Source organism: Bradyrhizobium sp. UBA2491, assembly GCF_002341725.1.
Taxonomy (GTDB): domain Bacteria; phylum Pseudomonadota; class Alphaproteobacteria; order Rhizobiales; family Xanthobacteraceae; genus Bradyrhizobium.
The window spans coordinates 25218-50707 of sequence record NZ_DDOP01000076.1; the positions used below are offsets into that span (position 1 = coordinate 25218).

28 protein-coding genes and 1 tRNA gene are annotated in these 25490 nt (G+C 63.3%); 17 read left to right on the top strand and 12 right to left on the bottom strand.

What is annotated here, in order from left to right:
• Positions 1-476: 476 nt before the first annotated feature.
• Complete coding sequence (locus B2W55_RS24700; RefSeq protein WP_143668662.1) at positions 477-707, bottom strand: hypothetical protein; 231 nt, start codon at positions 705-707, stop codon at positions 477-479.
• A 276-nt stretch (positions 708-983) separates the two neighbouring features.
• Here B2W55_RS24700 and B2W55_RS24705 point away from each other — a divergent pair, with 276 nt between their 5' ends.
• The 7 genes from B2W55_RS24705 to B2W55_RS24735 all read left to right on the top strand — a co-directional run bounded on the left by B2W55_RS24705 (position 984) and on the right by B2W55_RS24735 (position 5242).
• Positions 984-1520 (top strand): NYN domain-containing protein, encoded by a 537-nt coding sequence (locus B2W55_RS24705; RefSeq protein WP_080890855.1) that lies wholly within the window; start codon positions 984-986, stop codon positions 1518-1520.
• Positions 1521-1705: 185 nt separating this feature from the next.
• Positions 1706-1933, top strand: coding sequence for a hypothetical protein (locus tag B2W55_RS24710; protein ID WP_024580997.1), 228 nt, complete (start codon positions 1706-1708; stop codon positions 1931-1933).
• 414 nt (positions 1934-2347) lie between these two features.
• Positions 2348-3007, top strand: coding sequence for a hypothetical protein (locus B2W55_RS24715; protein WP_024580998.1), 660 nt, complete (start codon positions 2348-2350; stop codon positions 3005-3007).
• Positions 3004-3270 (top strand): HGGxSTG domain-containing protein, encoded by a 267-nt coding sequence (locus tag B2W55_RS24720; RefSeq protein ID WP_024580999.1) that lies wholly within the window; start codon positions 3004-3006, stop codon positions 3268-3270. The genes B2W55_RS24715 and B2W55_RS24720 overlap by 4 nt, the downstream gene beginning before the upstream one ends.
• A 174-nt stretch (positions 3271-3444) precedes the next feature.
• Positions 3445-3573 (top strand): hypothetical protein, encoded by a 129-nt coding sequence (locus B2W55_RS24725; RefSeq protein WP_256372058.1) that lies wholly within the window; start codon positions 3445-3447, stop codon positions 3571-3573.
• A gap of 181 nt (positions 3574-3754) precedes the next feature.
• Positions 3755-4678 (top strand): PEP-CTERM sorting domain-containing protein, encoded by a 924-nt coding sequence (locus B2W55_RS24730; protein ID WP_024581000.1) that lies wholly within the window; start codon positions 3755-3757, stop codon positions 4676-4678.
• Between the two features lie 144 nt (positions 4679-4822).
• A complete protein-coding gene (locus tag B2W55_RS24735) occupies positions 4823-5242 on the top strand; it encodes a hypothetical protein (RefSeq protein ID WP_024581001.1) in 420 nt (139 codons plus the stop codon).
• 108 nt (positions 5243-5350) lie between these two features.
• Here B2W55_RS24735 and B2W55_RS24740 read toward each other — a convergent pair whose 3' ends face one another.
• Positions 5351-6430, bottom strand: coding sequence for a trypsin-like peptidase domain-containing protein (locus B2W55_RS24740; protein ID WP_160306644.1), 1080 nt, complete (start codon positions 6428-6430; stop codon positions 5351-5353).
• 755 nt (positions 6431-7185) lie between these two features.
• Between B2W55_RS24740 and B2W55_RS24745 the strand changes: the two genes are divergently transcribed.
• From B2W55_RS24745 to fabF, 3 genes are all read left to right on the top strand, one after another.
• Entirely contained in the window at positions 7186-7545 is a 360-nt protein-coding gene (locus B2W55_RS24745; protein ID WP_145987240.1) for a hypothetical protein, read from the top strand.
• A 2-nt stretch (positions 7546-7547) separates the two neighbouring features.
• Positions 7548-8114, top strand: a complete 567-nt coding sequence (locus tag B2W55_RS24750; RefSeq protein WP_152537195.1) for a hypothetical protein — start codon at positions 7548-7550, stop codon at positions 8112-8114.
• A 381-nt stretch (positions 8115-8495) separates the two neighbouring features.
• The gene (fabF, locus tag B2W55_RS24755) at positions 8496-9758 is read left to right on the top strand and encodes a beta-ketoacyl-ACP synthase II (RefSeq protein ID WP_024581004.1); all 1263 of its coding nucleotides are present in this window, start codon (positions 8496-8498) and stop codon (positions 9756-9758) included.
• Between the two features lie 126 nt (positions 9759-9884).
• Here the strand turns inward: fabF and B2W55_RS24760 are convergent, their stop codons facing one another.
• The 4 genes from B2W55_RS24760 to B2W55_RS24775 all read right to left on the bottom strand — a co-directional run bounded on the left by B2W55_RS24760 (position 9885) and on the right by B2W55_RS24775 (position 12501).
• Positions 9885-10304, bottom strand: a complete 420-nt coding sequence (locus B2W55_RS24760) for a TspO/MBR family protein (RefSeq protein WP_343206178.1) — start codon at positions 10302-10304, stop codon at positions 9885-9887.
• Positions 10305-10500: 196 nt separating this feature from the next.
• A complete protein-coding gene (locus B2W55_RS24765) occupies positions 10501-10737 on the bottom strand; it encodes a hypothetical protein (RefSeq protein ID WP_035635752.1) in 237 nt (78 codons plus the stop codon).
• 23 nt (positions 10738-10760) lie between these two features.
• A complete protein-coding gene (locus B2W55_RS24770) occupies positions 10761-11750 on the bottom strand; it encodes a helix-turn-helix domain-containing protein (RefSeq protein ID WP_024581006.1) in 990 nt (329 codons plus the stop codon).
• Between the two features lie 94 nt (positions 11751-11844).
• Positions 11845-12501, bottom strand: coding sequence for a TetR/AcrR family transcriptional regulator (locus B2W55_RS24775; protein WP_024581007.1), 657 nt, complete (start codon positions 12499-12501; stop codon positions 11845-11847).
• Between the two features lie 93 nt (positions 12502-12594).
• Between B2W55_RS24775 and B2W55_RS24780 the strand changes: the two genes are divergently transcribed.
• Positions 12595-13890 carry an MFS transporter gene (locus B2W55_RS24780; RefSeq protein WP_024581008.1) on the top strand — a complete coding sequence of 432 codons (1296 nt, stop codon included), beginning with the start codon at positions 12595-12597 and terminating at the stop codon, positions 13888-13890.
• Between the two features lie 19 nt (positions 13891-13909).
• Here the strand turns inward: B2W55_RS24780 and B2W55_RS24785 are convergent, their stop codons facing one another.
• The 3 genes from B2W55_RS24785 to B2W55_RS24795 all read right to left on the bottom strand — a co-directional run bounded on the left by B2W55_RS24785 (position 13910) and on the right by B2W55_RS24795 (position 15612).
• Entirely contained in the window at positions 13910-14623 is a 714-nt protein-coding gene (locus B2W55_RS24785) for a pYEATS domain-containing protein (protein ID WP_024581009.1), read from the bottom strand.
• Positions 14620-15345: a hypothetical protein gene (locus tag B2W55_RS24790; protein WP_024581010.1), complete on the bottom strand. Its 726-nt coding sequence runs from the start codon at positions 15343-15345 to the stop codon at positions 14620-14622. Before B2W55_RS24790 ends, B2W55_RS24785 begins: the two co-directional genes overlap by 4 nt.
• Before the next feature lie 192 nt (positions 15346-15537).
• Positions 15538-15612, bottom strand: a tRNA-Glu gene (locus B2W55_RS24795).
• A gap of 528 nt (positions 15613-16140) precedes the next feature.
• Between B2W55_RS24795 and B2W55_RS24800 the strand changes: the two genes are divergently transcribed.
• From B2W55_RS24800 to B2W55_RS24810, 3 genes are read left to right on the top strand one after another with little or no spacing between them, the layout of a single operon-like run.
• The gene (locus tag B2W55_RS24800; protein ID WP_024581012.1) at positions 16141-16593 is read left to right on the top strand and encodes a (2Fe-2S)-binding protein; all 453 of its coding nucleotides are present in this window, start codon (positions 16141-16143) and stop codon (positions 16591-16593) included.
• A gap of 1 nt (position 16594) precedes the next feature.
• Complete coding sequence (locus B2W55_RS24805; protein WP_024581013.1) at positions 16595-18910, top strand: xanthine dehydrogenase family protein molybdopterin-binding subunit; 2316 nt, start codon at positions 16595-16597, stop codon at positions 18908-18910.
• 55 nt (positions 18911-18965) lie between these two features.
• Positions 18966-19235: a hypothetical protein gene (locus B2W55_RS24810; protein ID WP_024581014.1), complete on the top strand. Its 270-nt coding sequence runs from the start codon at positions 18966-18968 to the stop codon at positions 19233-19235.
• Between the two features lie 306 nt (positions 19236-19541).
• Here B2W55_RS24810 and B2W55_RS24815 read toward each other — a convergent pair whose 3' ends face one another.
• From B2W55_RS24815 to B2W55_RS24825, 3 genes are all read right to left on the bottom strand, one after another.
• Positions 19542-21272 (bottom strand): methanol/ethanol family PQQ-dependent dehydrogenase, encoded by a 1731-nt coding sequence (locus B2W55_RS24815; protein WP_024581015.1) that lies wholly within the window; start codon positions 21270-21272, stop codon positions 19542-19544.
• Positions 21273-21448: 176 nt separating this feature from the next.
• Complete coding sequence (locus tag B2W55_RS24820) at positions 21449-22096, bottom strand: ubiquinol-cytochrome c reductase iron-sulfur subunit (RefSeq protein WP_024581016.1); 648 nt, start codon at positions 22094-22096, stop codon at positions 21449-21451.
• A gap of 140 nt (positions 22097-22236) precedes the next feature.
• Positions 22237-22572, bottom strand: a complete 336-nt coding sequence (locus B2W55_RS24825; RefSeq protein ID WP_024581017.1) for a hypothetical protein — start codon at positions 22570-22572, stop codon at positions 22237-22239.
• Positions 22573-22622: 50 nt separating this feature from the next.
• Here B2W55_RS24825 and B2W55_RS24830 point away from each other — a divergent pair, with 50 nt between their 5' ends.
• The 3 genes from B2W55_RS24830 (at position 22623) to B2W55_RS24840 (ending at position 25475) form a co-directional block, all read left to right on the top strand.
• Positions 22623-23603: an RluA family pseudouridine synthase gene (locus B2W55_RS24830; RefSeq protein ID WP_024581018.1), complete on the top strand. Its 981-nt coding sequence runs from the start codon at positions 22623-22625 to the stop codon at positions 23601-23603.
• Positions 23604-23819: 216 nt separating this feature from the next.
• The gene (gene rpoH, locus B2W55_RS24835; RefSeq protein WP_024581019.1) at positions 23820-24716 is read left to right on the top strand and encodes an RNA polymerase sigma factor RpoH; all 897 of its coding nucleotides are present in this window, start codon (positions 23820-23822) and stop codon (positions 24714-24716) included.
• A gap of 411 nt (positions 24717-25127) precedes the next feature.
• Complete coding sequence (locus B2W55_RS24840) at positions 25128-25475, top strand: hypothetical protein (protein ID WP_244442199.1); 348 nt, start codon at positions 25128-25130, stop codon at positions 25473-25475.
• Positions 25476-25490 lie beyond the last annotated feature (15 nt).

The following is a 25490-nucleotide window of genomic DNA, read 5'->3' on the forward strand; positions in this document are numbered from 1 at the left end:
CAATAACCATTAATCCGACCGACCCGCACCGTTCAAATCACCGAACCCATGACCAAAGACACATTGGAATGGGGACCGAAGGCTTGTTCGGGTCGGTTAAATCAAATTGTCCAGAGCCAGCGAAATTACCATGACAAATGACCCGTCCGAATTGTCCAAGCAACAGGACCACGACCGACGCAAACTGAATCGGGATTATCTGGAAGTGCAACGATTGCGAAAGCTGGTGGCTCGCCTCGAGCAGGCGCTTTCCTCGACCGAGACCGCAAGGACCGACCGACCATCATGACGGACGCCGCGGCTATTGCCGGTCGGTGCGCACTGCAACGGGCTTAGCGCGGCGTTGAGGACGGCGGCGCCGGCCTCGATGGCGTGCGCGGGATGAGATTTTCCCAGCCGAGCACCCGAGATCCCGCTCCGGCGCGCGCATGACAACGCCCCCGAAATCCGCAGCACTGGGACCGTTCGGTCGATTATCACCCCGCCTCCATTGTTTCATTCGCGGCGAAAGATAATATTGTGGGCGGGCCGCACCAGCCGGTGCAGACCACGACCATGACGATACATTCGACCATGACGATACATTCCAAGAGACCATTGAAGCCTTCGTCGAAACGATAATGAGCATCCATTGCCAGAGAACAGAAAAGCAGTTGCTGTGGTGAATTGACGTGCGCGACCTTGCGGCGATGCCTGGATTTTTTCACTGACCGAACGCCAAGATCGAAGGATTTGACGCAACGCGCGCCGCGCCATTCACCGCAATCGGGTGAGCCTTTCCGTCGATTTCAGATCAGCCCGGTGAAGGCCGTCGCCCCGATCAGTACACATTGCCGCGTCATCGTTGCGATGCGACCAGTGATCCTCCAGTCAGCGCCGCAACTGCGCGCGCATCGATAGATATCGATCGAACGAGCCCCGGACACACAGGCTGGAACGATCCATGCGGCAGCGGTTGACGAAGTGGACCAGGAATTTTTGAGATGACCGATCGAATTGCCCTTTTCATCGATGGCGCGAATAATCACACCGCGGCGAAGGCCCTGGGCTTCGAGGTCGACTACAGGCGCCTGCTGACCGAATTTCAGAAGCACGGCATCCTGCTACGCGCCTTCTACTACACCGCGATCAATGCGGATGAGGACTTCAGCGTCATCCGGCCATTGGTCGACTGGCTCGATTACAACGGCTTCACCGTGCGAACCAAGCTCGCCAAGGCGTTCGACGATGGCGAGGGCCGCAGGCGATTCAAGCGCAGCATGAGCGTCGAGCTTGCCGTCGATGCGCTGGAGGTCGCACGGCATGTCGATCACATGTTCTTGTTCTCCGGCGATGGCGACCTCAGGCGGCTTGTCGAGTCGGTGCAGCGGCTTGGTTGCCGCATCACCGTGGTATCGAGCATGCGCATGAAGCCGCCGATCGTCGCCGACGAGTTGCGCCGGCAGGCCGACACCTTCATGGAGCTCGACACGCTGCGGGCCTCGATCGAACGGCCGCCATTCCCGACCGCGCCGGAATAGCGGCGCGGCGCTCGAGATGCGGGAGCCGCCCTCCCGCGCATCAAGCTTAACGGAGGAGTTGAGTTGCGCATGTCGGGCGAGGGCTCATAGAGTCCCCTCGCCGGCACGGCATCGTCCGTGCCCGGCGGAACAAGCACGCCGCACATTGCGCGGCGGGTCGGGATTGGATTGCGGGTCTTTCTCAGATGGCGAAGCAAATTGAGCGCATTGATTTTCAGCTTGTCTGCCGCCGCTGCGATGGCTTCGGCATCGTGTTCGAGGGCGTCGAGGATGCATCGCCGTCGACCGTGATCCAGTGCCGCAAATGCGGCTCGCCCCGCGGCACGCTCGGGCAGCTGCGCGCGCTGTCGCTCTCGAGCAGTGTCGATCAGGCCAAGCCTGAAGGCAGCGACCACAGACCGCTGCGACCGTAACGGTGGTCCGCCGAGGCGGCGGACCGGCACCGCGTCCGTGACCCGGCCGACCGCGAGGTTGCCGTCATAGGCGATCACGACGCTGGTGGTCTTGCCATAGGCGTCGGGCGCCTGCGCGGAGATGTGGAACCAGGCGTGCCCCGCCGCCGCGCCGGCAAAACATCGAAAACAACCCCATGCAAGGCAACAGGCCGCCGCCCGCATGCGAAATGCAACTTGACTCGTCGGGCAAATCAGCGGCACACTTCCACTATTCCGAATTCGCGCCAACGCCCTCGCCCCGCCGCAGCGGGCGCCGCGTTTGCGATCGCAACTCCCACCCATCGTCCATTGCACCGGCGCACCGCAGCGAACGATCGCCGGCGCGTGGCCGGATCGCGCGGGCCTGCGGCGCGCCAGCCAGGAACTCCCGACATGAGCAACACCTCCGACCTCACGATGCCGACGCCAACCTGCGCGGCCGACACCGCCAAAGCCGCCGCGGTGCCGCGCATCAAGCTCTCAAAGCAAGGCTTCGCCATCGACCATCCCGATCGGGAACGCGGCGAGCAGCTGATGGCGAACGCATTGGGCGTCGCCGATCGCGACGCGATGCAAGGCATCTTGCGGCAATTGGTCCGCGCCAGCGCCAGCGGCGGCCGTCCCGACCAGGCCAACCTCGCCTTCATGATCGCGATGGTGAAGAGCATCGGCCCGCGGGATTCCGTCGAGGCCATGCTGGTGGCGCAGATGGTTTCGGTCCATGTGATGGCGATGCGATCTGCCAAGCACCTCGCGAACGCCGACGACCTCGCCCAGCATGACAGCGCCGCACGCGCGCTCGGTCGCCTCGCCCGCACCTTCCCCGCGCAGATCGAGGCGCTGAACCGCTACCGCAGCCATCGCGAGCCCGCCATCACGGTGCAGAACGTCAAGGTGGAGGACGGCGGCAACGCCATCGTCGGCAACGTCACCCAGCATGCGCGCATGATCGTCGCCGATACCGCGCCGGCCGCCGCGCCGCGGGCGCGGAAGGCCGCGCGTGCCGGGCCCGCGCCCGATGCCGCCGATGTCGCGCAGGCCGCACCGGCATGAGCGGCCACGACGGCACCACCGGCCCGATGCTGGCGAGCCCGCGTTGCGGCGCCCGGACCCGCAGCAGCAGTGCGTGCCGCGCGCCGGCGGTGCGCGGCAAGACGCGCTGCCGCATGCATGGCGGCGCAGCCGGATCCGGCGCGCCGCGGGCCAACCGAAACGCGCGCAAGCACGGCCTGTTCACCGCGGAGGCGATCGCGGAGCGACGGGAGATTCGCGCGTTGCTCGACGCGGCGCGGAAGCTGCTGGACGAGATGAGCTGATCGGTCGCAGCGACGATGCGCCAATTGCGCGTTTGCAAATCGAGCTGTACGAAAAGTTCCGAAACATATCCAAATGGGAACGGCGATGCTGGCGCGATCCCTTGTCGTGATTGTGACAGGCTTGCACCAAGTTCCGTAGAGCCGCCATCCGCGCGGCAGGCTATAGCGTGCCGAATGACGGACTTCATCGTTCTTGCCTCGCTGTTTGCTCTCACCTTTTTCGGCGGCGTGATCGTCGGCTACGCGCTGCGCGCCATCGTCTCGATCAGACGCCGCGAACGCGCCGCAGGCCGGCTGCGCTAGCGCTTGCGCGATCGTCTCCGCGGCGGCGACGCATCCGCAGGCCCGGCGCCGCGCACTGCACGCGAGCAACACAATTCAATCGTCAGCCACACTTCCTGACTTTTGATCTCGACCATCCCTCATTACCCTGACCGGGCGGTGGGTGAGCACGGACTGCATCTCGAGGCCAACGGAGGTCGTGATGGTGAAGGCTCTCGCAGCGATCGGCCTTGCATGCGCGGCAATAGCTTCGCTTGTCGCGGTACCCGCGGCGGCCAGCACGGTGCTGCCGAACTTGCCGGCGGCAGCCTATTCGCTGCTGGTGACCGCCAGCAACCCGGCCAATTTCTTGCAAACCAACACATCGACAACGCCCGGCACGCTGGGCACGTCGGTTGCCGGCGCCAGTGCCGGCGCGGAGGCGGTCGGCGCGGTGGACCAGATCCCGGCCTATGCGAGCAACGTGACGCCAGGGCTTGCCTTCGTCGGCGCGTCGGTCGGCGTCAACAATGGCAGCGGCAATGCGGTCGGCTACGCCACTTACTACATGGAGGTGCTTGGTCCGGTCGGGATGGTCAACGTGACGATGAACTACCACGGCGGCATCGTCGCCACCGGCAACGTCAACCCCGGCAACACCGTGGGATTTTTCCTGGCCGTCAATCCGGCGTCGCCGGGAGGCGCGCGCCCCGGAGACGACATCGACAATTCCGGCAACGCCATCTGGGCCGCGCAGCAGGTCAACCGGACCAGCACCGGACTTCAGCTTCTGAACGGATCGACCAGCGCGACGACGACCAGCACGATCAGCTCGCTCGGACAGATCTCCGCCGCCCCGACCTCGGAAAGCGCGGAGCTCGACACCAACACCATCTATCAGATCACGATGGAAGCCTATGTAAACGCCTTCAGCACCGGCGCCGGCACGCTGGACGCCTACCTCGATCCGACCTTCGTGATCGCCGCCGGCGTGTCCGACCCGCAGGACTACTCATTCGCATTCAGCCAGGGCATTGCCAATGGTGTGCCTGAGCCGGCGTCGTGGGCGATGATGATGATCGGGTTCTGTGGTCTGGGGGTGATGTCGTATCGGCGGAAACGGCGGATAGTGGCGGGCGTCGGCTAGCAGGCTCGACCGAATACCCGGATCGAGCCGAGCCGCAATTAGCCGGGCAGAGACTGTGACCGGGGCCTTCCCCCTGCTCGACGGACCACTACTACTGTGGCGCGATCTTGCGTGCGTATCGCGAGGGGGCTGCGGCGACTCGACGTGCTTGGCACCGAGGCCGACGCTGTCCACGCTGATGGTCGGCGCAGCCTCAGCCAGCCCGCAGACTGGCGGGAGAAGTACGCCACATCCAGCGCAACGACGTTGTTGCGCTTCGCCTGCTCAAAAACGCAGCCTTTGAGCGGCATCCGCGCGGTTGGCGGGGCGGCGCCGGCGGATTACCCGATCACGACCGGCCGCGCGGAGATTGCCGACACAAGCTTCAACCGAAGCACGAGGCGCGAAAATGACGGGCCGATCACCGAGAGACGATTGCTCGACGCGATCGCGCTCGCTTTCGAAGTGATCATCCTGCATCGTAGTGTGTGCCCCTGCTCGACCGGCTTGAGCAAGAACATGAGGCACTCAGATGCTATGACGATCCAACAAGTCGGGCGCGAAGCTACCTGTCATGGTAGGTAATCGACTCGCGGAATGTTGCAACCTAAGACGTATAGTGCTCGACCTTGGCGACGAAGACGCCGCAACGATGATAGCTCTCTAATCGTTCCGATTTTTAGTTTGGAACTGTTACGGCGTACTTTTCACGCTCGGCGCCGGCGTTGGAGTCACTTGAGGCGAAGAGCTTGCGGCCGGGGGTGTTACTTGAGGTGAAGGTGTCGCCTGTGGTGGAGGCATGGCCGGCGGCTCTTTCGGAGGATGCATTTTCTTGTCGAGCACGATTGCCGCGACAACGTAATCTGTCGGCAAAACAGTTGCGAGACCGGAGTTTTCTTCAAAGGTCACTCTTGGGCGCTGCGTCTGCTGGCTCACAGCAGTATCAGTATAGGGCTGATAGGAGACTACCATGCCTATCAAATAGCTCCTGGTCTGCGGAGGTGTGCCCTGAATCGAAGCGAGTTCGGGACGAAGCACGACCGGACCTCCGCTATTCCCTGGGAAAACCAGCGCATCTATCAGGAACGCATCTGACCGAGAGATCAGCAGGTCCTCAATTCTCGCGATCGTCCCGCCTTTCACGATAACGACATTGCGCCACTCCTCGATCAAACTCATTGGGAATCCGAGGACGAAAACTCCGTCTCCAGCTTCGACTTTTAATTGGCTCAACCTAGCTATGTCGGCAGCCATTTCGTCTCCCGCGAAGAAATTCACGCCAAAGGCCCTCTTACGCAGAATTTCGAAGTCGCATGAGATGACAGCAACGTCCTTTCCGTTTGGATTGGCAGTCCAGTCCGTGTCCTTATCCGCGAACTCTCGCACGGCAATGTCGGTAGCTGGCGTGGTTACATCGATGGGATTCACGCGAACCATCAGATCACTGACTAACATCCCATTAGCGGCGGCCGCGACGCGCTGCGCCTTCCAGCCGTCAAGGACGTGCTTCGCAGTAACCAAATAAACGTCGTAGAGCCTCTTGGTGAGGTCGGGATCAGGTTTCGAAAGATGGCCATAGAAGAAGCCAGTCCCTATTGCCACCCATTTGGAGTTACTGGGCTTGCCGTCACGAAACTCGGTGACCTGTACGCCGATTGCCACGACGCAGTACGTGAAGTGTGGCGGAATTAGCGAAGCCAGCGCGGGAGCGGCGCATGCTGCGGCGAGTGAAGCCCCATAGAAAGAAAGCTTGATAAAGTCGCGACGATCCATGGCATCTCCCATGGCGAAGGAGGGCATTGCCGATCGCAATAGCCAACTGCCGCCGGCAATTGACTCACGTTAAGGGAGAAGACATCGAAACAAGTTACCAGAAAATGGAATCGTCTTACGGTAGTTTAATACCGCAAAGCCATGTATACCTGACGTATCGAGAATCTAACCCTTCTTTGGTAGCACGTCACAGGGCACTGCCTTAATCTTGTCCCCCGATGCTTAGGGACAATATGTCCCGAGGACTCTTGTCGCGGGAATCCGACTGTGCGTAGTGTCTACTGAGAAATCGGTAGCTTTACCGGAACGATTCGGAGAGGTGCCGAAAGCACAAAGACCGCCCGGAGTGGAAACCGGACGGCCTTTGCTCAGATGGTCCCCTAGGTTCAGGGATCGCCAGCGGAGAGAGCCGGGTCGACTTGGCGGAAGAACGGCTCGCCTCCACGTTGCGAATCAGTGGAACGACTCGCACCCAGTTTTTACTGGGTGTTCGATCACGGAGTCTATGCGGATAAAGCGTCGTTCCCCACGCTTTCATGGTTTGAAGCGGTTTACCCATCCGATTGACAATTAGGGGCGCGGTCCGTGACCGAAGAGACGTAACCAAGGCCGGGACCGTTGACCCGTGATAAGGTCTTGAAGCGCGTGCTCAAGTGAAACCCAAGCCCCCTCGATAAAAAGACCAAGGAGCGATGATACTCGCTTCTATCGAGGTGCAACTGGTGGTATGCGTCGGGCGCTAGTGGGGGGCGATAATGGAAGTACAGATTGCCAAGGCTTCTGGCGAGATTGAATTTCATTTCGAAAAGTCTAGATATTTCAGAGTCATTCACGTCGATGGAGCAGCCGGAGGGTTTTCTCCAGGAAATCGGAATGTGCATCTGGCAATCTTCAGTGAACGCTCGCCGCTTCCACGTACCGTAGTCCACAACGTAGCTGACGGCGTATTAGGCGCCGAGATTGAATCACGCCGCGAGAGCAAAAAGGGGGTCTTTAGAGAGATCGAAGCTGATCTCGTAATGAGTATTGAAACGGCAATCGCCCTTCGTGAATGGCTCAACGAGCGCATCACTGAGAGCGAGCTCATCTCCTCAATGATCTCAGAGAAGAAGTAATGTTGGCCCGAGAGATCGCATTTTCACAAACTACGCAGATTTCCGTTCTGACTGAGCTGCCTTCGACCCAGATATCCAGTTCGACGAGCAAGTCGATATATCTTACACCGAAAGCTGAACTAACGCCTGTTGCGGCTCCTGCAACCAGCGTCGCAAGCCCATCTCATGATGTAGTGGCGACCACGGAAGAGGCCGAGTTTCTTGCCGCTAGACCATTAGATAGGTGGAAGCTGATTGCTAGAACCAGAACAACAGATTTCATGTTTGCTTTGATCAGTCTATTCGCGGCATTCGGTTCTCTAGTATTTTCGCTCAAGGATGTGATGCCTCATGTAAGAGCCGCTCTTGCAACGAGCGCGTTTGCGGCCACAGAAAGGGCGTCGGTAATTGACATGGCTGCGCCAGTGAGCGTCGACACGGCGTTCGTTGCTCTGTTTGCGATGATGCTGGTTTGGTCGGTTGCGGCAATGACGTTCTCGAAAACTCCGAGAGTCTACAAGGCTGCAACAGATACGAATAAGACCCTTCTTGGCGTGTTGCTTGGTTATTTCGGCGGAAAGGCTCGCTGAGACTTCCGCCGGCGCAAGAACTCTCGCGCCATCTGCTTAGCTGATGTGGGCTTTGATAGGTCTGCATTACATTAGGCGCCTGCCGCAATACCCGGCATCGCCTTCGCAGCGCGCACGCTGTCGTCCCAGCCGAGTGAAACGCGGGTGTTGTAGCGGAGATCAAACTCGCAAGGTAATCGCGCAATGGCGCTCTAGCAGAATCGAACCCAGCCTTAGCAGACCGCCCCATAACCGCCAGACGAGGGGCGTCGAGACGAGAGGCACACCTTGACGTTCTGCCGAACAATACAATAGATGACGATTATCATACAACCTGTCTCGGTGCGCGTACAGCTTCCAGCCCATCCCCGCCGGATCGCGAGAAAACCCAACAGGAGCACCATGCGTCGAATTGTCGTAACGGGCCTCGGGACAGTGTCCCCGCTGGGCTGTGGCACCGAGTTGGTCTGGTCACGGCTGCTGTCGGGGCAATCCGGGCTAAGGACATTGCCGGACTGGGCGATGAGCCTTCCGGCTCGCGTTGCCGGGATGGTGTCTGACAAGGCCGACGACGCTGAAGGCGGGTTCGATCCTGATCTGGCGGCGCCGCGCAAGGACCACAAGAAGATGGACCGTTTCATCCTGTTCGCGCTGCTGGCCGCGGCGGAGGCTGTCGCGCAGGCAGGCTGGACGCCGGCCGAGGCGCGGGCGCAGGAGCGTACCGCGACGGTGATCGCAACCGGGATCGGCGGGTTTCCCGCGATCGCGGATGCCGTGCGCACGGTGGAGACAAGCGGCACGCGCCGGCTGTCGCCGTTCACGGTGCCGGCCTTCCTGGCCAATCTCGCGGCCGGGCACATCAGCATCCGCTATGGCACCAAGGGCGCGATCGGCGCGCCGGTGACCGCGTGTGCTGCGAGCGTTCAGGCGATCGGCGATGCCGCGCGGCTGATCAGGTCCGATGAGGCCGATGTTGCGATCTGCGGCGGTGCGGAGGCCTGCATCGATCCGGTGAGCCTCGGCGGCTTTGCCGCGGCGCGGGCGCTGTCGACGTCGTTCAACGCGGAGCCCGCCCGCGCGTCGCGGCCGTTCGACTGCGACCGGGACGGGTTCGTGATGGGCGAAGGCGCGGGCGTGCTGGTGATCGAGGAGCTCGACCATGCGTTGCGGCGCGGCGCGCAGCCGATCGCCGAGATCATCGGCTATGGCACGACGGCGGACGCCTATCACATCACCGCAGGTCCCGAGGACGGCGACGGCGCCCGCCGCGCGATGGAGATCGCGCTGGCACAGGCCGGCTTGCGCGCGGGCGAGATCCAGCATCTCAACGCCCATTCGACATCGACGCCGCTCGGCGATCTCGGCGAGATCGCGGCGATCAAGCGCGTGTTCGGGCGCGATGGCGGGATTGCCGTCAGCGCGACCAAGTCGGCGACCGGGCATCTGCTGGGCGCCGCCGGCGGCATCGAGGCGATTTTCACGATCCTGGCGCTGCGCGACCAGGTTGCGCCGCCGACGCTCAACCTGGAGAACGCCGATCCGGCCGCCGAGGGCATCGATCTCGTCGCAAAGGCCGCGCGGCGGATGACGATCGAGCACGCGATCTCGAACGGCTTCGGATTTGGCGGCGTCAACGCCAGCCTGGTGTTTCGGCGTTGGGCCTGAAACGGCTGGCTGCGCCGACATCCGGCAGAGCCTTTCCCGTTCCGATGGAATCGGAACGGAGCTCCAGGTTCTCGTCTTGACGCGTTTTCTTCACGCGAACCGGTATCCACTTCGCGCGAAAGCGCGCTAGTTCAAGCGAACAATCTCGAAGTTCAGCAGCGCGGCAAACGCCACCCACACGGCGTAAGGCGCGAACAGGATGGCGCTGATCCTGTCGGCCTTCCAGATCGCGATTTGGAAGGCGACGATCGCCAACAGCAGCGCAACGATGACGGCAAGCGCAACGCCGGGCTGACGCAAGCCGAAGAATATCGGCGACCATGCGAAGTTCAGGGCCATTTGCGCCAACCAAAGGCGCCAGCCGGAAGACGAGCCCTGCTCCCGAACACGCCAGCCTGCAACGGCGACCAACAGATAGACGATCGACCAGACCGGAGCGAACACCCAGTTCGGCGGGTTGAACGCGGGCTTGCTCAAGGCTGCGTACCAGGCACCGGGCCTGTTCAGATATCCGATCGCAAATCCGGCGCCGAGCACCGCGATCACGAACAGGACCAGTCGACCATACCTCATCATCGCTCCATTGCGCTGCCGCCGGCAGCGCGGATGTCGATGCAGAAATCGCGCAAGCTTCCTGGCAGTTCCAATGCAATGAAACGACGCGTCGAAGGGCCTGGATCACCAGTCCGGATCTTATCCGGAATGGCCGATGCGGCGGGGCAAGGTGGACCTTCGCTCGATGTCAGGACTTCGCCACGCTCGCATCAATCAGCAGCTTCGCCACCGTCGCTGCCGACTGCGCCGGGCTGTCTTCGGACTGCTGGCCTGTGCCGTAGATGCCTTCGATCAGGAGCAACGGGCGCGTCGCCGGGCACAACGGAGTAGCGCCCATGCTGCTTGCGAGCTCGTGCAGGCGCTTGCGGAAGACGTTCTTGTGAGCTTCGGCGACCAGCCGGGCAGGATTGTCGCGCGCTTCCATGGTGGCGCTGCTGAGACCGCGGCCTACGGACGCCGAACCTCGCGCCGTGCCGCAGCGCGTATCTCCGAGGGCGTGGCGCCGAAGTGCCTGCGGAAGGTGCGGTTGAAGTAGGACAGATCGCCGAACCCGGCTTCAAACGCAACGGCACTGATGCTGCGATCGCTGCGGCGCGGATCGGTCAGCAGGCGATGGCTGTGCGCCAGCCGTTGGCCAAGTACGAAATGCGAAAACGTCGACTGCTCGCCCGCGAACAGCCGCTGGATGCGCCGCGGCGTGATCTCCAGACGCTTTGCCACAGCGGTCAGGCTGAGGCCCGGCTCCCCAATCCTGCGACGGATGTCGGCCTTGACGGCGTCGAGCCGCGCCGCTGCCAGTCCACCGTGTTCCGCCACAACCATCCCGTCTCCGGTCGCGCCGATCACCAGCGCCACGAGATCGACCACATGGGCAACGACGAGATGTCGCAATCCGGGGCTCGCCAATCGACAGGAGCAATCGAGTCCCCTGGCATAGTGCATGAGCAGCCGCAGTGTCTCGCTGGCGCGCGGCAGCGGGCGCATCAGCAAGTCTTCGGGATTGCGCACCAACGCCGCGAGCGCCTTGCGCGGCACCCGCAACGTGATGATGCGCGTCAGTTCGGGATAGGTGATGCTCCCCACCTCCGCGCTCGAGGTCAGAAGCGCATCACCGGCGCCGAGCGCAATCTCTCGACCCACTTGCGACACCCGAAGATTGCCGCTGATACCGAGCACCAGTCCGAGATCATCGACCCCATCCAGCAGTTCGAGCGGTCTGCCGATGCGCAGCCCGGCGAACGCTGAGTGCCCGATCGAGAGTCCGGGCCACGCGCGCAAGGTCGTCTCGCAGTGATACGAATCCTCGGTGAGCGGCTCCGGATCAAGCTTCACCAGTTGGCGCCCGAACTCCTCCCGGAATATCGCCAGCCGATCCCGCTCCGGCAAATCCGCCGTCGAGAATCGGAAGATGGTGGGCTCTCGGTGCTGCGATGTCATGGATCAACCCTGCCGCAACGGTTACGGTGATCGCCATTTGCGGCTGATTTCTGGCCGCTCTGCAACGCCCGGTTCGAAGCGCTGGTCGACTCCCTCACCCCTTCGCCAGGCTCGCATCGATCAACAGCTTCGCCACCGTCACCGCCGACTGCGCCGGGCCGTCTTCGGACTGCTGGCCGGTGCTGTAGATGCCTTCGATCAGGAGCAACAGCGCGTCGCCGAGCACGGCGGGCTGGCGCGCGCCCATGCCGGCGGCGAGCTCGCGCAGGCGCCTGCGGAATACTTTCTTGTGGGCTTCAGCGACCTGCCGCGCGGGGTTGTCCCGCGCCGGATATTCGATCGTGGCGTTGCTCAGCCCGCAGCCGCGATAGCCCTCGCGCACCGCGCGCGTCGACAGCACGCGGATATAGGCCAGCACGTGCTCGCGCGGGTCGCTGTATGATTTGCCGCCGGGGTTCTCGAACTTCTCCCAGAAATCCAGATCGTAGTCGCGCATATAGGCAGCCGCGAGATCGTCCTTGGAGGCGAAGCTGCGATAGAGGCTCGGCTTGGTGACGCCGGCCCGCTCCACCACCTCGTCGACGCCGACGGCGCGGATGCCTTCGCGATAGAACAGCTCGCTGGCGGAGGCGCGAATCCGGTCGGCGGCCCTGGGGCCGTTCGCGTTGCGATGGGACCGCGAACCGGTCGCCACTTCGCTCGAAAGCGCTTTGGCCGGGCGCTTCGCGGATGCTTCAACGGTTTTCTTCATGACGGTCCTCCGGACCCTCCCCCACGGCGCTCTTGACAATGTTACTGACCGGTACGTATATGCGCCGGACATCAACACGTACCGGTAAGTAACATGCCCCCTGCCTCGCTTCAAGCTGCCGCCGTGTCGCGGCGCCCGTTCGGCCAGAATTACGCCTTCGTCGTCGTCGCCGTGATCTTCCTGGCGCTGCTCGCCTCCGCCGGATTGCGCGCGACGCCGGGCGTGCTGATGCTGCCGCTGCAAGCGGCGTTCGGCTGGGATGTCGGCGTGATCTCGTCATCGGCCGCGGTCGGCATCTTCCTCTACGGCCTCGCGGGGCCGTTCGCCGCCGCCGTGATGCAGCGCTTCGGCATCCGCCGCACCGTGCTCGGCGCGCTGGCGCTGATGTCGGTCTCGACCGGCATGAGCTACTTCATGACCGCGCCGTGGCAATTGTTCATGAGCTGGGGGCTGTTGTCCGGCATCGGCTCGGGCGCGGTCGCCAACGTGCTCGGCGCCACCATCGTCAACCGCTGGTTCACCACCAATCGCGGCCTCGTCATGGGGCTGCTGACCGCGTCGACCGCGACCGGCACCCTGATCTTCATGCCCGGCCTCGCGGCGCTGGTGGCATGGGGCGGCTGGAAGCCCGTGGTGCTGACGGTCGCCGCGTGCTGCGCGGCGCTGATCCCGCTGGTGTATGTCCTGATGCCGGAGCGGCCGGCATCGATCGGCCTGCGCTCGTTCGGCAGCACGCATGACGATCAGCCGGCACCGCCGGCCGCGGGCAATCCGTTCACCGCCGCGATCGGCAATCTGGTGCGCGCCGCGCAGACGCGGGCGTTCTGGTTCCTGTTCGCCACCTTCTTCATCTGCGGCTTCACCACCAACGGCCTGGTCGGCACCCATCTGATCGCATTCTGCGGCGACCACGGCATCGTCGAGGTGCAGGCCGCGAGCCTGCTCGCGCTGATGGGATTCTTCGACCTGTTCGGCACCACGCTGTCGGGCTGGCTCACCGACCGGTTCGATCCGCGTAAGCTGCTGTTCCTGTATTACGGGCTGCGCGGCCTGTCGCTGATCTATCTGCCGTATTCGGATTTCTCGCTGGTAAGCCTTTCCGTGTTTGCGGTGTTCTATGGCCTCGACTGGATCGCGACCGTGCCGCCGACGGTGCGGATCGCCAACGAGGCGTTCGGCGACAAGAACGCGCCTCTGGTGTTCGGCTGGGTGGTCGCCGGCCATCAGTTGGGCGCCGCCTGCGCCGCGTTCTTCGCCGGCTTCATGCGCTCGGCGCAGGGCGACTATTTGCAGGCCTTCATGATCGCGGGCCTGACCGGCATCGTTGCCGCCGTGCTGTCGCTGCTGATCACGCGGCGCCCGGCACAACCGGTGCTCGCCGCAGCGTGAGAGCGCGCGGGGCCTGCCGCTATGCTCGCGAGCTCTTGAACGAGCCCAAGTCAGCGGCGATCGCCTCGAAATCCAGTCTATTCACATCGATGTGACGCATTTGAACGTCCTTCGGAAGCCCCGCGATCGACGTGTCACCGGAGACCAAAACGAGCGTGGGTTTCGCAGAGGCAGCGGCGGCCTGGATTTCGGTATTCACCCAGGGGGAGACCTCACCTTCTGATACGAGCCCAACGACACCATCGGACTGCTCTATCATGCGCCGGAGCGTATCGCTCCAAGGGGCGCCGGGCTCCAGTCGTGTTTGGTCCAAAATCTTGACACCTGCATCTTCCAGCCCGGCGCGGAGTTTGGCCGCCACCCGCGAATCCTGCGCGCTGTAGGACAGAAAAACGGTGGGTGGCTGCTCCTTCAGATCAGACGCTTTCGACTGTCCAGCAGGCACGTCGGAATCCGGGTATTCCAGCTCGACGTTGTGCTTGAGCAGTACCTTCTTTGCGTCGGACAGCATAACCTCCGCTCTCAGTACAAAGGTACCCCAACCAGCGGTGCTCAGCCGAAACTTGTCGGCCCGATCCTTGCTGACGACGCGCGGCTGACGAAAACTCGGATGGAGAATCCAGACGACCTCCTTGACCTTGTCGAGTTCGGTATTGCCGCTCTCGATCCAGGCGTGCCAGCGCCAATAGTCTTTGCCGACATATTCGAAATCTTGCGCAATTCGATAGCTCATGCCCGCTGTTCCTCCAGGCGAACTCCGCCTACGAACGGGTCAATGGCGTGCCGCGATTGCCACGTCTTGTTGCCTTGACGCAAACGCAAGCGAACCCTGTCTCCGACACGCAGCTTCGGAAGCACCGCATAGGCTGCGCCCGGCTCTGGAAGGAAGCTTGCTCGTTGAAAGTCACGAAATCCACCATCCAGCGAAATCACCTGAAAGTCGCAGCGGTCTCCTTGTGCCTCGTCGTACTGTGCCGTGATCTCGTCCGGTTCGATCCGCACGCGCGCGACCTGACCGTACTCACGCTTCCACAAGGCAATGGTGGCCAACAGTTTGAGGATCACGTCGACGTCTTTGCCGGGAGTGTCGGGATTGTAGGGCGTATACTCGTTGTCGCGGCCGATCCCGCCGTGCATCGGCAGCTTGTAATGCCACACTCGCATCGTTGGCTTCGCTTGCCCCTCGGCATACAGGAACTCGCTGAGGACGTATGCCGGCTCAATCAGGGCGTTGGTGTCATCGGCCTGCGGTGTCACCAGGGCGATGAGCGCATCGGCTTCTTCGATCCTCTTGCGTAGCGCGTTGTCCAGCGGGCGTCCGCCCACCTCCACACCATCTACAACACGCAAGCCCATGGCTTCGATGGCCCGAATGACGTGCCGGCGCAGCCGCTCGAGATTAGCTTCATGATCCGGATGCGGACGGAACGTGTAGGAGAGAAAGACCTTTTCCATAAAGGCTGCCTCAATCCAAAATCAATTGCGGCCGATCAATCAGTGCCGCCAATTCGTATGGAGCTTCGCGGTAAGGTAGTTGAAGTCAATAGTGTCAACTACACCAATTTAGCATCAAGTCAGCAAGGGGATTCTTGAAAGAATGCCACCACGGCCTGCCCCGGGGCAGAAAATAAGGCTGAAAATATGAAATGGCGCTCCCTAGGGGAATCGAACCCCTGTTTCAGCCTTGAGAGGGCCGCGTCCTAACCGCTAGACGAAGGGAGCGTTGAAGGGAAGGCAATAGCCTTGAAATCCCCCCGCCGCAAGATGGCTTGTGCATTGCGGCGGGGATTTTGTCATCCATGCTTACCGCGCCGGGCCGGCGGTTTCGCCGCGAATGGGTCCCAACGGGCCCGGCATGAGGCCCCCGCACGGTACGACGATGCGGTTGTCGCGCGCATCGCCACCTGCGGATGTCGTCTGCGCATCGTGCACGGCCCTGCTTTCGACAAACCGCGGCTGCAGAATCGCTTGCTCTGAAACACCTGCCTGTGAAGTCACACCGCGCCCTGCTCTGCTAACATCGCAGTCCTTCACCATGCTGCGCCCGGCACGGCGCCCGAGAAGCGAGAGGAGTGCTTGGAACAAAGCGCAAGCCCTCGGCGTCAAGTGGTTGACGTCAAGCCTTTGGCGCACGGCAATTTGGCTCACCAACATCTTGGCACACAACAATCAGCGCGGCCGCGGGCAATGGAAGATGTTCCCTGCCTCACGTCGCACCGGTCAATAGCTTAAGCAGAGCGAGGACAGACCATGATCAAGCTAAAAATCAACGGCCAGGAACAGAATTGGGATGGCGACCCGGATCTTTCGCTGCTCTGGTTTCTGCGTGACGAAGCCGGCCTCACCGGCACCAAGTTCGGCTGCGGCCAGGCGCTGTGCGGCGCCTGCACCGTGATCGTCGACAAGCAGGCGGTGCGCGCCTGCATCACCTCGGTCTCCGACGTCGTCGGCCGCGAGGTCACCACCATCGAGGGGCTGCATCCGACCGGCGACCATCCGGTGCAGAAGGCCTGGCGCCAGGTCAATGTTCCGCAATGCGGCTACTGTCAGGCCGGCCAGATCATGCAGGCGGCGGCGCTGCTGAACGAGAACCCGAAGCCGAACCACGACCAGATCCGCGAAGCCATGTCGGGCAATATCTGCCGCTGCGGCTGCTACCAGCGGATCGAGAACGCCGTCCACCTCGCATCGACGGGGGTGTGACATGAACATCCGCACCAATCCGAACCGGCTTCGCGGCTTCGAGAAGCATGTGAAGGTCGAGAACCTGTCGCGCCGCAGCATCCTCAAGGGGCTCGGCATCGCAGGCTCTTTCGTACTCGCCGCGCCGGTGATGACACGGCAGGCGTTCGCCTATGAGACCGGCGCCGGCAAGATGCCGCACGGCGTCGTGGTCGATCCGCGCGTGTTCGTCGCGATCGCACCCGACGGCGTCGTCACCATCCTGGCGCACCGTTCCGAGATGGGCACTGGCGTCCGCACCAGCCTGCCCTTGATCGTCGCCGAGGAGATGGAGGCCGACTGGTCGCGCGTCCATGTCCAGCAGGCGCATGGCGACGAGGTCAAGTTCGGCAACCAGGACACCGACGGCTCGCGCTCGACGCGGCACTACCTGATCCCGATGCGCCAGATCGGCGCCTCGGCGCGCGCGATGCTGGAAGCCGCCGCCGCCAAGAAATGGGGCGTGCCGATCGGCGAGGTGAAGGCGCAGAACCACGAAGTCGTGCACAGCGCGAGCGGCCGCAAGATCGGCTTCGGCGATCTCGCCGCCGATGCCGCCAAGGAACCGGTGCCGGATATCAAGAGCCTCAAGCTGAAGGATCCGAAGGACTTCCGCTATCTCGGCAAGGGCCAGGTCTCGATCGTCGATCTGCACGACATCACCACCGGCAAGGCACATTACGGCGCCGATACCCGCCTGCCCGGCATGAAATACGCGGTCATCGCCCGCCCGCCGGTCACCGGCGGCAAGGTCAAGTCGTTCGACGACGCTGCGGCGATGAAGGTGCCGGGCGTCGAGAAGGTGATGGAGGTCAAGGGCTGGCCGTGGCCGTCCAAGTTCCAGCCGCTCGGCGGCGTGGCCGTGATCGCACGCAATACGGGTGCCGCGATCAAGGGCCGCGACGCGCTGAAGATCGTCTGGGACGACGGCGCCAACGCCAAATACGACTCGGTGACCTATCGTGCCTCGCTCGAGGAGGCCGCGCGAAAGCCCGGCCTCGTGGTGCGCAAGGAAGGCGATGTCGACGCGGCGCTGAAGAGCGCCGACAAGGTCGTCACCGGCGAATATTACCTGCCGCATCTCGCCCATGTCAGCATGGAGCCGCCGGTCGCGGTCGCCAATGTGACCGGCGACAAGGCCGAGATCTGGGCGCCGGTGCAGAGCCCCGGCGGCACCCGCGAGGATGTCGCCAAGACGCTCGGCATCCCCGAGGACAATGTCACCGTCAACGTGACGCTGCTCGGCGGCGGCTTCGGCCGCAAGTCGAAATGCGATTTCGCGCTGGAGGCGGCCTTGCTGTCCAAGGCACTCGGCGCGCCGGTCAAGGTGCAATGGACCCGTGAGGACGACGTCCATCACGACTTCCTGCACACGGTCTCGGTGGAACGGATCGAGGTCGGTCTCGACAAGAGCGGCAAGGTGATCGCATGGCGGCACCGCAGCGTGGCGCCGACCATCGCCTCGACCTTCGCCGCCGGCGCCAACCACGAAGCGCCGTTCGAGCTCGGCATGGGCCTGATCGACAACCCGTTCGAGATCGCCAATCTGCAATGCGAGAATCCGGAGGCCGCGGCGTTCACGCGGATCGGCTGGTTCCGCTCGGTGTCCAACATCCCGCGCGCCTTCGCGGTGCAATCGATGGTGGGCGAGATCGCGCATGCGACCGGGCGCGACCAGAAGGAGATGCTGCTGGAGCTGATCGGATCGCCGCGGATCGTCAATCTGTCCTCGGTGAAGGATCCCTGGAACTACGGCGAGCCCTATGACAGCTACCCGATCGACACTGCGCGGCTGCGCAAGGTGGTCGAACTGGTCGCCGAAAAGGGCGAGTGGGGCCGGTCGTTACCGAAAGGCCATGGTCTCGGCATCGCCGCGCACCGGTCGTTCGTCAGCTACATCGCGACCATCGTCGAGGTGGCGATCGACGACAAGGGCAAGCTGACGGTGCCGCGGGTCGACACCGCGATCGATTGCGGCGCCTACGTCAATCCGGAGCGGATCGCCTCGCAGATCGAGGGTGCCGCGATCATGGGGCTCAGCCTCGCCAAATACGGCGAGATCAGCTTCAAGGACGGCAAGGTGCAGCAGAGCAATTTCGACGACTTCCCGGTGATCCGGATCGACGAATCGCCTGCAATCACCAACGTCCACATCGTGCCGCCCGGCGCCGACACGCCGCCGAGCGGCGTCGGCGAGCCCGGCGTGCCGCCGTTCGCGCCCGCGCTGATCAACGCGATCTTCGCCGCCACCGGAAAACGCATCCGCGCGCTTCCGATCGGCAAGCAGCTCGAGACCTGAGTAGGAACGTTCGGCGAAGCCGGCGGTTCTCATCGACACTCTCCGGAGCAGATCGATGAGAACCCCGCCTCAAACATTCGGAACGCTCGCGGCAACCCTGTCCGCGGGCGTTCTGCTTTTTGCCGCGCAGGCATCCGCCCAGACCGCCTCGCCGCCAAGCGCGACCGCTACGCGGCCGGCAAAGGTGCTGCCCGACCAGACCTCGGCCCCGAACAACGCGCCGCCGGCAACGGCCGGCCAGACCACCGGTGAGGCGGCCAAGGATCCCACGATCAAGCAGATGAACGACGACGAGAAGCGGAAGGTCGACAGCAAGGGCAAATAGCCCGTTGCAAGGACAGGCAAGCAGCCGGAGACCTGAAGGAGAAGGTTCCCCGCCTCTGGAATTTTGCGAGCTGGCATCACTCTGGTCATTCGTCATTCCCCGGTGCGCAATTGCGCGCCTGATGGCTCGCGAAGCGAGAACCCGGAATCCATCAGGCCGCAAGGTGTGCGGCGAAATGGATTCCGGGCTCATGCTTCGCATGCCCCGGAATGACGGTGATGGTGAGCGGACCGGGAAGCGGCGGTCTCCCCAACCGCCGCCTCCCGATCGCATCGCCCCCTGTCCGATCACGCTCCGGATCGCGCGCTACTTCTTGTTGAGCGCGAACACCCAGATCACGCCGCCTTGCGGCACGTTGTTCTCGAAGCCCGCGACCTTGCCGGCCAGCGCGTCCTGGATGCGCTGCGCGTCGACGCCCCAACCCGACTGCACCGCGATGTATTGCGTGCCGTCGACCTCATAGGACATCGGCATCGCCATGATGCCGGAGTTGGTCTTCTGCTCCCACAACAGCTCGCCGGTCTTGGCATTGAAGATGCGGAAGGCGCGGTCGTTGGTGCCGCCGGCGAGCACCAGATCGCCCGCGGTCGCGGTCACCGAGCCGAACAACTGCGAGGTCTTGTAGTCGTGCTGCCAGACCTTCTTGCCGGTCGCCGGATCCCACGCCTGCAACTCGCCGAAATGATCGGCGTTCGGCGCCGGGAATAGTCCGATGTCCTCCGGCTTGGTGCCGAGCCAGAGCTGACCGGGAACCAGCGGCTGCTTCTCGCCGGTGAAGCCGCCGCAGAAGTTCTCATTGGCGGGAACGTAGACCAGCTTGGTGTTCGGACTGTAGGCCGCCGACGGCCAGTCCTTGCCGCCCCACAGCGACGGACAGAACTCGACCCGTTTGCCGAGCACCGGCTTGTGGTCGGGATCGAGGATCGGCCGGCCGGTCTCGGCCTCGATGCCCTTCCAGACATTGGTCTTCACGAACGGCCAGCCGGCGACATAGTTGATCTTGTCCGGCTTGCGCTCCAGCACCCAGAAGATCGCATCGCGGCCGGGGTGGATCAGGCTCTTGAACGAGCGGCCCTCGCGTTGCAGATCGATCAGCATCGGCGCATCGACCTCGTCCCAGTCCCAGGAATCGTTCTGGTGATACTGGAAGTGGGTCTTGATCTTGCCGCTGTCGGGATCGAGCGCCAGCACCGAGCTGGTGTAGAGGTTGTCGCCGGGATGCATCGAGCCCGGCCATGGCGAGGCGTTGCCGATGCCCCAATAGACCGTCTTGGTGTCCTTGTCGTAGGTGCCTGTCATCCAGGCCGCACCGCCGCCCGACTTCCAGTCGTCGCCGCTCCAGGTCTCGTGACCGGGCTCGCCTTCACCGGGAATCGTGAAGGTGCGCCAGAGCTCCTTGCCGCTGCCGGCGTCGAAGGCGACGACATAGCCGCGCACGCCGAACTCACCGCCGGAGCCGCCGACGATCACCTTGCCGTCGACCACCAGCGGCATCAGGGTCATGTACTGACCCTTCTTGTAGTCCTGCACCTTGGTGTCCCACAGCACCTTGCCGGTCTTGGCATCGAGCGCGACGACGTGATCATCCGTGGTGGCGAGATAGAGCTTGTCCTCCCACAGGCCGACGCCGCGGCTGGTCGGATGCAATTGGAACAGGTCGTCGGGAAGTTGCCGCTTGTAACGCCAGTATTCCTCGCCGGTCTTGGCGTTGAGCGCGATCACCTGCCCCATCGGGGTCGCGACGAACATCACGCCGTTGTTGACGATCGGCGGCGCCTCATGACCCTCGAGCACGCCGGTGGAGAAGGTCCAGACCGGCTTGAGGTCCTTGACGTTGGAGGTGTTGATCTGGTCGAGCGGACTGAAACCCTGTCCGTCATAGGTCCGGCGATACAGCATCCAGTTGCCGGGTTCGGGATTTTCGAGACGGGCTGACGTCACCGGACTGTAATTGTCGATCGGTCCTGCGACTGCAAAGGTCGAGATGAGGCACGTGAACGCGACACAACTCGACAGCAACAACTGCTTCCTGGTCATGAGATGCTACCTCCCTGCTCTGTTTTGTTTTTCAGTTATTATTTTGAGCACGATCTCTTCGGAAAACCGCTTCACACTTTTCCGGATCATGCTTTGTCTTGAGCATGATCTCTTCGGAAAACCGCTTCACACTTTTCCGGATCATGCTTGGATCATGCAGAAATCCCGATGCGGCCTCATCCTCCCTGCTGGGCACCCACCTTTCCGACGAATGGCGCTGCGACCGTGATCGCTCCGTCGGCGACCATCAGCGGCAAGGCCGCGAGGCGACGTGGCGCCGGCCCGAACACGACCTGCGCACTCTGCCGCGGATCGTATTCAGAGTTGTGACACATGCATTTCAGGACGGTCTTGTCGCCCTGCTCCTGCTTGACCCAGGCGGTGACCGGACATCCAGCATGCGAGCAGATCACGGAGTAACAGACGATGCCGTCCGGCGCGCGGGCGCGCGTGGCGTCGTCGAACTCGTTGGGATCGAGCTTGACCAGCACGACCTCGTTGAGCCGCGAGCCCTTGCGGATGACGGAGGTTTTCGGGTCCTGCGGCCAGGCGCGAACCGGCGGTCCGCCCAATGTCAGATCGTCCGACTTGATGACCTGGCCGGCCTTGTCGCCCTCGGCACGCACCAGCAGATCGGCTTTTTGCGGCCGCTCACGCGCGCCGGGTTGCTCGTCATCGTCGGCGGAGGCGGGCTCGATCGCCGCGAGGCAGGCGCAACCCGCCAATGCGGTCAGCAGCGCGCGGCGCGTCGGGTCCGCGCAGCCATCCGCCGGATCGGATTCACCGATCGGTCCGACGGAAGCGCTGGGGTTGGACTCCGACATGACGCAAGCTGAGCGTGCAACTCGGCCGAAAAGATGGCGGCACGCATTCACCACGCAGCAACGCAGGCGCAAAAACGACTTTGCAGCTTTTGGTTGATCGACGGCGCGGCTACGCGACTGCCGAGGTCAGGATCGTTGGATCAGGGCTCGTTGACGAAGGTCAACCTGCCCGCAGGTTTCAGCGTCTTTGCATCAAATGTGCGGATCTCGGTTGCACCGCCTATATCGAGCGTGAGCACCAGCCGGTCGCCGGCCGTGCCGGTTGCGACGATGCGGGCGCCCTTCGGCAGCGCAGCAGTGACGTCGGACACCGAAACGGGGCTTCCCTCGCTGCGATAAAGGCGGTAGCCGATGGCGATCAACACGACCGCCACGGCCAATGCCGAGGTCAGGCCCGCGATCAGCATCATGCGCCGCACCCGCGCGATCAGCGCGGCCTGGTCGGGGGTCGGTTCGGTCACGGCAGTGTCGGTCATCACGAGGCTCTATATCTTTGCAACAGGTTTCTTCGAATGGCGGTCAGAAGCTGGAGGTCATCGTCGCCGGCGACGAGGGCTCGGCCCGGCTTGACCGCGTGCTCGCGCAGCGTTCGCCCGAACTGTCGCGGTCCCGGCTGAAGGCGCTGATCCTCGCCGGTTCCGTGACCGTCAAGGACGCCGTCGTCCGCGACCCCGCTTATCATGTCGCCCAGGGCGATACGATCATAATCGACGTGCCGGAGGCCGTGCCCGCCGAGCCGAAGGGCGAGGACATCGCGCTCGATATCGTGTTCGAGGACGACGATATCATCCTGATCAACAAGCCCAGGGGCCTGGTGGTGCATCCCGCGGCGGGCCACGCCACGGGAACACTGGTCAACGCGCTGATCTCCCATTGCGGCACCAGTCTTTCGGGCATCGGCGGGGTCAAGCGGCCGGGCATCGTGCACCGCCTCGACAAGGACACCACCGGGCTGATGGTGGTCGCCAAGAACGACCAGGCCCACCAGTCGCTGACCGCGCAGTTCGCGGACCACGGCCGCACCGGCCCGATGGAGCGCGGCTACATGGCGTTCGTCTGGGGCGTGCCGAACCGGCCGCACGGCACCATCGACGCGCCGATCGACCGGCATCCCCATGCCCGCGAGAAGATGGCGGTCCGCCAGGGCGGCCGCGAGGCGATCACCCATTTCGAGGTGCTGTCGAGCTTCGCCGGCCGCGACGGCAAGCCGGTCGCCTCGCTCCTGGCCTGCCGGCTGGAGACCGGGCGGACCCATCAGATCCGGGTCCACCTCGCCCATCTCGGCCACCCCCTGCTTGGCGATGCCGTCTATGGCCCCCATTTCAAGACCAAGGCCGGGCACCTCAACGCGGAAGGTAAGGACGCACTTACCGCCCTCGACCGGCAGGCCCTGCATGCCTATCTGCTGGCCCTGGAACACCCCCGCACCGGGGAACTTTTGCACTGGGAAGCCCCCTTGCCGGAGGATTTGCTTCTCCTGCAACGGGCGCTGGCAGCGGCGGTATGACGCACCCCTCCCGGAAAAGCCACGCTATGACAACAGGTTATAGCTGGCACACGGGGACGTGACGTCAGCAATCCTTCCCTATCACGGACAGTTTGGTGTATGTTGCACCTGCGTTGAATATCCAACGCGGAACATCGCAGCATGGCCGGCTTTAACCCAGCGGCCACCTGCCGGGCCCGCCGCTATCGGGGGTCTGAACCACTGGAGGGCGCTCGAATGGCCCGTACAGCTACGTTGCCGGTTCTCAATGGAGAATCTGGCCTTTCACGTTACCTCGCCGAGATCCGCAAGTTCCCCATGCTGGAGCCCCAGCAGGAGTACATGCTCGCCAAGCGTTGGCGCGAGCATGACGATCGGGACGCGGCGCATAAGCTCGTCACCAGCCACCTCAGGCTCGTGGCCAAGATTGCCATGGGCTATCGCGGCTACGGCTTGCCGATATCCGAAGTCGTCTCGGAAGGCAATGTCGGCCTGATGCAGGCGGTGAAGCGATTCGAACCCGAGAAGGGCTTCCGTCTCGCCACTTACGCCATGTGGTGGATCAAGGCGTCAATACAAGAGTACATTCTGCGTTCCTGGTCGCTCGTGAAGATGGGCACCACCGCGAACCAGAAGAAGCTGTTCTTCAACCTGCGCAAGGCGAAGAGCAAGATCTCCGCGCTGGAAGAGGGTGATCTCCACCCCGACCAGGTGAAGCTGATCGCCAAGCGCCTCGGCGTGACCGATCAGGACGTGATCGACATGAACCGCCGCCTCGGCGGTGACGCGTCGCTCAACGCCCCGATCCGCGACGACGGCGAAGCCGGCGAATGGCAGGACTGGCTGGTCGACAACTCGCCCAACGCCGAAGCCTTGATGGCCGAGAGCGAGGAGTTCGATCATCGCCGTCAGGCCCTGAACGGTGCAATCGGCGTGCTCAACCCGCGCGAACGCCGCATCTTCGAGGCGCGGCGTCTGGCGGATGAGCCGATGACGCTGGAAGACCTCGCCGCCGAGTTCGGCGTGTCGCGCGAGCGCGTGCGGCAGATCGAGGTCCGCGCGTTCGAGAAGGTGCAGTCGGCCGTCAAGGGCACGATTGCCCGCCAGGAAGCGGCTCTCGAAGCCGCGCACTAAATCGCGCGGCGACGAGCAAGCCAACAGACACGAAAGCCGGCGGCAACGCCGGCTTTTTTGTTTTTGGGCAGGCTCCGCCGTCGTCCTCCGCGAAAGCGGGGGACCCAGTACGCCGCGGCGGTCGAGAGAGGGCTCTGAGCTTGCCGCAAGATGCTGGCGGGTGTATGTGCTGCCGCCCGGCACGACATCGTGCCCTCAATTCAACGCTCACGAAGGAGGCGGCATGAAACGTAGATCGAACATCCTGACCGCCCCGATCGGCTGATCGGCGATCGGTCATGAGCTGAACGCCGCTTCGCGGCCGTTCTCCATTCATCATATCTCGCTACGAGGGGCGTAACGCACACGGCGTTGCGCCGTGTCGTGATGTATTTGCGGTTCGTTACACCGCTCATCCACCCGCATAGCCGCGTGGAGAGCGGCTTCTTTCGCGCGTCCTGGTATCTCTATCGCAACGACTGTCCGGACTGGATCCGGCAGGCATTGTCGGACGAGTTCGACTGGTTCAGCCGGCATCTGCCGATCCCCGGGCGTATCGCGCGGCACTTCAAGCGGCGCGATTCGATCCATGGCATCTGCTGGTTCGATCCCGACGCCCGCGAGGCGATCAGCCGCGCGCGCTATTGCGCCTGGCTGCTCGAAGAGGGCGGCCTGCCGGTGCGGACAATCACCACCTCGCGGCAGCGCGAGGTGATCTGGCGGGATGCGCACCAGATCGTCACCAAGCCGACCGCTGATCTGCCCAGGGCGTTCGCCTAACCGCGGAGCCACGGA

Coding starts and splice junctions, on each gene's coding strand:
- B2W55_RS24815 (WP_024581015.1), bottom strand. CDS start 21,272: ATGACCAGGAAGCAGTTGTTGCTGTCGAGTTGTGTCGCGTTCACGTGC.
- B2W55_RS24780 (WP_024581008.1), top strand. CDS start 12,595: ATGCCCCCTGCCTCGCTTCAAGCTGCCGCCGTGTCGCGGCGCCCGTTC.
- B2W55_RS24805 (WP_024581013.1), top strand. CDS start 16,595: ATGAACATCCGCACCAATCCGAACCGGCTTCGCGGCTTCGAGAAGCAT.
- B2W55_RS24775 (WP_024581007.1), bottom strand. CDS start 12,501: ATGAAGAAAACCGTTGAAGCATCCGCGAAGCGCCCGGCCAAAGCGCTT.
- B2W55_RS24790 (WP_024581010.1), bottom strand. CDS start 15,345: ATGGAAAAGGTCTTTCTCTCCTACACGTTCCGTCCGCATCCGGATCAT.
- B2W55_RS24770 (WP_024581006.1), bottom strand. CDS start 11,750: ATGACATCGCAGCACCGAGAGCCCACCATCTTCCGATTCTCGACGGCG.
- B2W55_RS24745 (WP_145987240.1), top strand. CDS start 7,186: ATGGAAGTACAGATTGCCAAGGCTTCTGGCGAGATTGAATTTCATTTC.
- B2W55_RS24810 (WP_024581014.1), top strand. CDS start 18,966: ATGAGAACCCCGCCTCAAACATTCGGAACGCTCGCGGCAACCCTGTCC.
- rpoH (WP_024581019.1), top strand. CDS start 23,820: ATGGCCCGTACAGCTACGTTGCCGGTTCTCAATGGAGAATCTGGCCTT.
- B2W55_RS24820 (WP_024581016.1), bottom strand. CDS start 22,096: ATGTCGGAGTCCAACCCCAGCGCTTCCGTCGGACCGATCGGTGAATCC.
- fabF (WP_024581004.1), top strand. CDS start 8,496: ATGCGTCGAATTGTCGTAACGGGCCTCGGGACAGTGTCCCCGCTGGGC.
- B2W55_RS24765 (WP_035635752.1), bottom strand. CDS start 10,737: ATGGAAGCGCGCGACAATCCTGCCCGGCTGGTCGCCGAAGCTCACAAG.
- B2W55_RS24785 (WP_024581009.1), bottom strand. CDS start 14,623: ATGAGCTATCGAATTGCGCAAGATTTCGAATATGTCGGCAAAGACTAT.
- B2W55_RS24825 (WP_024581017.1), bottom strand. CDS start 22,572: ATGACCGACACTGCCGTGACCGAACCGACCCCCGACCAGGCCGCGCTG.
- B2W55_RS24715 (WP_024580998.1), top strand. CDS start 2,348: ATGAGCAACACCTCCGACCTCACGATGCCGACGCCAACCTGCGCGGCC.
- B2W55_RS24730 (WP_024581000.1), top strand. CDS start 3,755: ATGGTGAAGGCTCTCGCAGCGATCGGCCTTGCATGCGCGGCAATAGCT.
- B2W55_RS24710 (WP_024580997.1), top strand. CDS start 1,706: ATGGCGAAGCAAATTGAGCGCATTGATTTTCAGCTTGTCTGCCGCCGC.
- B2W55_RS24720 (WP_024580999.1), top strand. CDS start 3,004: ATGAGCGGCCACGACGGCACCACCGGCCCGATGCTGGCGAGCCCGCGT.
- B2W55_RS24705 (WP_080890855.1), top strand. CDS start 984: ATGACCGATCGAATTGCCCTTTTCATCGATGGCGCGAATAATCACACC.
- B2W55_RS24740 (WP_160306644.1), bottom strand. CDS start 6,430: ATGGATCGTCGCGACTTTATCAAGCTTTCTTTCTATGGGGCTTCACTC.
- B2W55_RS24800 (WP_024581012.1), top strand. CDS start 16,141: ATGATCAAGCTAAAAATCAACGGCCAGGAACAGAATTGGGATGGCGAC.
- B2W55_RS24725 (WP_256372058.1), top strand. CDS start 3,445: ATGACGGACTTCATCGTTCTTGCCTCGCTGTTTGCTCTCACCTTTTTC.